Genomic DNA, 4,976 nt, shown 5'->3' with positions numbered 1-4,976 from the left:
CCGCGCGGGCCGGCCGGCCCGGCGGCGTGCCGCCGACGCGGCGGGCTGCGCAACCATGCTGATCCGCTTCTTTCTCTGGCTGCGCAGCCAGGGACTCAAGCCCGGCATGCACGAGCTGCTGGCCCTGCTCGATGCGTTGCGTGCTGGTTTTTCGCGCCTGTCGCTCGACGAATTCCACACGCTGGCGCGCATTTGCCTGATCAAGGACGAAACCCAGTTCGACCGCTACGACCGCGCGTTCGGCAGCTTCTTCAGCGGCGTCGACGCCGCGGCGCAGCAGCTCTACGGCGCGATACCGGAGGAATGGCTACGGCGCGAATTCGACCGCGCATTCAGCGACGAGGAGAAGGCCGCGGTCGAAGCGCTCGGCGGGTTGCAGAAATTGCTCGATGAGCTGGCGCGGCGCCTGGCCGAACAGCACGAGCGTCATCAGGGCGGTTCGCGCTGGATCGGCACGGGCGGCACCTCGCCGTTCGGCCATTCCGGCTACAACCCCGAGGGCGTGCGCATCGGCGGCCGTTCCGGCCAGCGCCGCGCGGTCAAGGTCTGGGAGCAGCGCCGGTTCCGCAATCTCGACGACACGCGCGAGCTCGGCACGCGCGACATCAAGCTCGCGCTGCGCGCGCTGCGCCGGCTCGCGCGCAGCGGCGCCGAGCAGGAGCTCGACCTCGACGGCACGATACGCGCGACCGCGCGCAACGCCGGCTGGCTCGACCTGAAGCTGCGGCCCGAGCGGCACAACGCGGTCAAGGTCCTGCTGCTGCTCGACATCGGCGGCTCGATGGACGACCACGTGCGCGTCTGCGAGGAACTGTTTTCGGCCGCGCGCAGCGAGTTCAAGCACCTGCAGCATTTCTATTTCCACAATTTCATCTATGAACGGCTCTGGCGCGACAACGCGCGGCGCTGGGACGCGCACCAGCGCACCCTGGACCTGATGCATACCTACGCCGCCGACTACAAGCTCGTCATCGTCGGCGACGCGAGCATGAGTCCTTACGAGATCACCGAACCCGGCGGCAGCATCGAGCACCACAACGCCGAGGCCGGCGCGGCCTGGCTCGCGCGCCTGACCGATCTCTACCGGCGCGCGGTCTGGCTCAATCCGGTGGAACCGTCGCGCTGGGAATGGACGCCGTCGATCGGCATCACACGCGAGCTCATGCGGGGCCGCATGTATCCGCTGACCCTGGCCGGCCTCAACGACGCCGTCGACAGCCTGCGCGGCCGCTGACGGCGGTCCGCCGCCCCGCGGCGGCGCGACGCCGGCGAAGGCGACGGGACGATCCGCGACGCCGGCGTTCGCTGCGGCGAACGCCGGCTCGGCGCTTCACGGCCGCTCGGGCTTCAGACGACGATAGTGCGTCATCGCTTCTTCGGCGCGCTGCGCGTGGCCGGCGCGTTCGAGCGCCGCGGCGAGGTTGAACCAGGCTTCCGGCCGGCGCGGCTGCAGCTCGGCCAGCGCGGCCCAGTGCTCGGCCGCCTCGTCGTAGCGGCCCAGCCGCATCAAAGCATCGGCATAGGCGTAACGCGCCTCGGCGCGGCGCGGTTCCAGCTGCACCGAGCGGCTCAGATGAGCGACGGCCTTGTCCGCCTGGCCCGCCTGCAGCGCCGCCGTGCCCGCGCGCAACAGCGCGAAGCGGTTGTCGGGATCGTCCACGAGCACGGCCTCGAACGCGGCCGCGGCTTCGGCCTGACGGCCGGCGCGCGCGAGACTGTCGGCGGCACGCAGCTGCTCGCGCTGGCCGATGCGGTCCTTGGGATCGGCGAGCTGTCCCGTCGGCACGGCCGGCGGCGCGCCGACGCCGATGTAGCCGAGACTGCGCAGGCGCTGAACGGCTTCGGCGTCGTCGCTGACGCCGGCGACGCCGGCCGGCGCTGCGGTCGCCGCAGCCAGGGACAGTGCGAGCCGGTCGGCACGCACGACGTCCTGCTCGGCGAGGTTATGCGCCTCGCCGGGATCGGCGGCAAGGTCGTACAGCTCGGCGGCAGGCGCAGCGATGTATTTCGCCGTCGCGTCGCGCCAGGCCACGAGCGGCGACCAGCCGTAGTAGACCCACGGCAGCCAGGTTTCCACGACGGCCGGCTCGGCCCGGATCGGCGCGCCGCGCAGGCCGGCGGCGATGCTCTTGCCTTCGGCGCCGGGCAGCGCCGGCAGGCCGAGCAGATCGAGGATGGTCGGGGCGACGTCGATCAGGCGCACCGGCGCGTCGCTGCGCTGCGGCTTGACTTCGCCGGCCCAGTGGAACACCAGCGGAATCTTCAGAGTGGAATCGTATACGAAGAAACCGTGCGTGCGTTCCGCGTGCTCGCCGAGCGCCTCGGCGTGATCCGCCGTGACGACGATCAGCAGCGGCCGGTCGCCGCCGGCGCTGCGCGCCTTCGCGACGAGCCTGCCGAGCCAGTAGTCTACGTAGGCCACTTCGCCGTCGTAGGCGCCGCGCGGCCCGGGCTGCCAGAACTCGCGCGGTGGTTCGTAGGGATCGTGTGGATCGTAGAAATGTACCCAGCCGAACCAGGGCTTCGCGCGGTCCTTCGCATCGAACCAGGCCGCGGCGGCCGCGACCGTGTCCTCGGCGCGGCGCTCGACCCAGCCCTGCTGGCCGGCCGGCATCTGGTCGTCGTAGCGGTCGAAGCCGCGGTCCAGGCCGAACAGCGACTGCAGCGGGAAGCCGCTGACGAAGGCGCCGGTGGCATAGCCGCGGCTGCGCAGGGTTTCCGCGAGCAGCGGCAGGTCGGCTGGTACGGTCTGCCCGTTGTCGTGCACGCCGTGGGCATGCGGAATCCGCGCGGAAAACAGGGAAAGATGCGCCGGCAACGTCAGCGGCACGGGCGAGACCGCGCCCGTGAATGCGGTGCCTTCCTGCGCGAGCGCGTCGAGGACCGGCGTCGCGGTCGCGGGATTGCGATTCACGAATCCGAGCGCATCGGGCCGCAGGGTGTCGATCGTCACCACGAGCACGTTCGGCGCCGGCGGCTTGCCGCAGCCGGCCAGACACAGCGCCAGAGACGCCAGCAGCGCCCATCGGCCACCTAAAACTAATTTCATGGAATCAACATGCATCGAATTGTCTGCCTGCTCCTGGGGACGGTTGACCTGCGTGGCGCAGAATCGTTACCGTCTCAAGACGTTGCGAAACAAAAAAGGGGTTGACATGACACGCGTTCTTGCAGTAGCGCTGGCACTGCTTTCGGTTTCCGCGGGGGCGGCCAACCGCAGCGATTCGAACTTCGTCACGGATCCGGGCCGTGTCATCACGACGCCACTCGGCGGCGGTTCCTGCCCGAGCCCGCCGGGCATCACGAGCCTGCCGTTCAGCGACAGCGGCACGACCTGCGGCTCCACCAACTCGATCACCAATTACAGCGCGGCCGTCTGCACCGCCAACCTGAACTTTCCGTATCCCGGCGAGGACGAGGCCTACGCCATCACGGTCGGCGCTTCGCAGAGCCTCGACATTTCGGCCGACCTGACCGGCAGCGCCGGCGATCTCGCCCTGTTCCTGATCGGCACCTGCGGCAACGGCGCGAGCTGCCTGGCCACGAGCCAGGACGCGATCGGTGTCGGCGCCGGACCGGAAACGATTCCGACCGTGTCGGGCCTCGCTGCCGGCACCTACTACGTCTACGTCGACTCGTACTACGACGCCGGCACCGCCGGCAGCTGCGGCACGTTCACGTTGAACGTCGCGGGCACCCTGCCGGTCGCGCTGCAGTCCTACAGCATCGACTGAACCGTCGAAGTCCAGATCGATCTCGCGAAGCCCGGCTGATGCCGGGCTTCGATTTTGTGGAGTGGAGACATGCTTTCGTCGAACGCGCGATTCCGCCTGCTGGCCGTCCTGCCGGCCTGCTTCGTCCTCTTCGGCGCGGGCGCCGCCTGCGCCGAGCCCGCGCTGCGCATCACGCCGAAGCACGCGCGCTTCGAGGACAGCTATCAGTTCACGACCCTGCGCCAGACGTACGAAGTGACCAACGCCGGCAAGGCGCCGGTCGCGCTCGAACGCATCGAGGCGCGCAGCCGCGTCGGCAAGGCCGTCGAAAGTCCGGCGAAGCTCGCGCCCGGCGAGAGCGGCCGGATCGTCATCGAGCTGCCGCTCGAGGCCTCGCTCGGCGAAGCCGCGTTCCGCTTCGCGCTGTTCACCGACGAGAAGGACGTCGAACGCTACCGCTTCACCGCGAGCGGTTTCGTGCAGAACGCGTTCGAGCCCGAGATGCCGGCGCTGGAACTCGGCACGGCCGCGCGCGGAACCCAGGTCAGCCGCGAACTGAGCCTCGAGACCCAGGAAGCGCCGCAGTGGTCGTTCGGCGAGGTCGTCGAGAAACCCGACCACACGCGCGTGACGGTGCAGGGGCACAAGGTCGCCGTGACCCTGCTCGAGACGGCGCCGCCGGGCTGGCTGCGCGGTCGCGTCGTGCTGCGCACGTCGCTGCCGCAACAGCCGGAAGTCGCCGTCGCGGTGACCGGATTCGTCCTGGGCGAGCTGCTGCTCGAGAACAAGGCCGTCAATGTCGGCAGCGCCGAAGTCGGCAAGGAGTTGCATCAGAGCTTCGTCGTGCGCGGCCGCGACGCGCTCGCGCTGAAAGGCAAAGTCAGCGCGAAGGCCGAAGCGCCGTGGCAGGCGCGCGTGCGCGACTGCGCGCCGGCGGCGAACGACTGCGTCACGATCGACCTAAGCGGTAAACCCGCGGCGGCCGGACCGATCGGCGGCACCGTGCTCGTCGAGCTGGCCGGCGGCAAGGACCCGGCCCTGCCGGTGCACTTCTTCGGCATCGCGCTGCATCCGGGCCAGCCGCTGAAACAGATAGACGCCGCCGGAACGGAAAAAGCGGACGACGAACCGCCGTCGCTGCAGGCGGCGCTCGCGGCCGCACAACGCGGCGGCGCGCCTGCAACGGCACCGCCGGTCACGACGGCCGCGCCGTCGACGCCGGTCCAGGCCCGGCGCAGCGCGAGCGGCAGCGGACCGGCGCGG

Annotated in this window: 4 protein-coding genes; 3 read left to right on the top strand and 1 reads right to left on the bottom strand. The window is 70.3% G+C overall.

Annotated elements, in window-relative coordinates:
* Positions 1-1,234, top strand: a 1,234-nt coding sequence (locus NON22_RS20250; protein ID WP_306673926.1) for a vWA domain-containing protein, incomplete at its 5' end; no start/stop codon positions are given.
* A gap of 96 nt (positions 1,235-1,330) precedes the next feature.
* Here NON22_RS20250 and NON22_RS20245 read toward each other — a convergent pair.
* Positions 1,331-3,049, bottom strand: a complete 1,719-nt coding sequence (locus NON22_RS20245) for a sulfatase-like hydrolase/transferase (RefSeq protein ID WP_257388789.1) — start codon at positions 3,047-3,049, stop codon at positions 1,331-1,333.
* Positions 3,050-3,155: 106 nt separating this feature from the next.
* Between NON22_RS20245 and NON22_RS20240 the strand changes: the two genes are divergently transcribed.
* Together NON22_RS20240 and NON22_RS20235 are read left to right on the top strand one after the other, a co-directional pair.
* Positions 3,156-3,734 carry a hypothetical protein gene (locus NON22_RS20240; RefSeq protein ID WP_257388788.1) on the top strand — a complete coding sequence of 193 codons (579 nt, stop codon included), beginning with the start codon at positions 3,156-3,158 and terminating at the stop codon, positions 3,732-3,734.
* 69 nt (positions 3,735-3,803) lie between these two features.
* The coding region (locus NON22_RS20235) for a hypothetical protein (protein WP_257388787.1) at positions 3,804-4,976 on the top strand (1,173 nt) is incomplete at its 3' end.

Source organism: Tahibacter caeni, from assembly GCF_024609805.1.
Taxonomy (GTDB): Bacteria; Pseudomonadota; Gammaproteobacteria; order Xanthomonadales; family Rhodanobacteraceae; genus Tahibacter; species Tahibacter caeni.
This window is presented reverse-complemented; position numbering and strand designations above follow the sequence as displayed.

Bases quoted from the DNA above. Each gene is read 5' to 3' on its own strand.
- NON22_RS20245 (WP_257388789.1), bottom strand. From the start codon at position 3,049: ATGAAATTAGTTTTAGGTGGCCGATGGGCGCTGCTGGCGTCTCTGGCG.
- NON22_RS20240 (WP_257388788.1), top strand. From the start codon at position 3,156: ATGACACGCGTTCTTGCAGTAGCGCTGGCACTGCTTTCGGTTTCCGCG.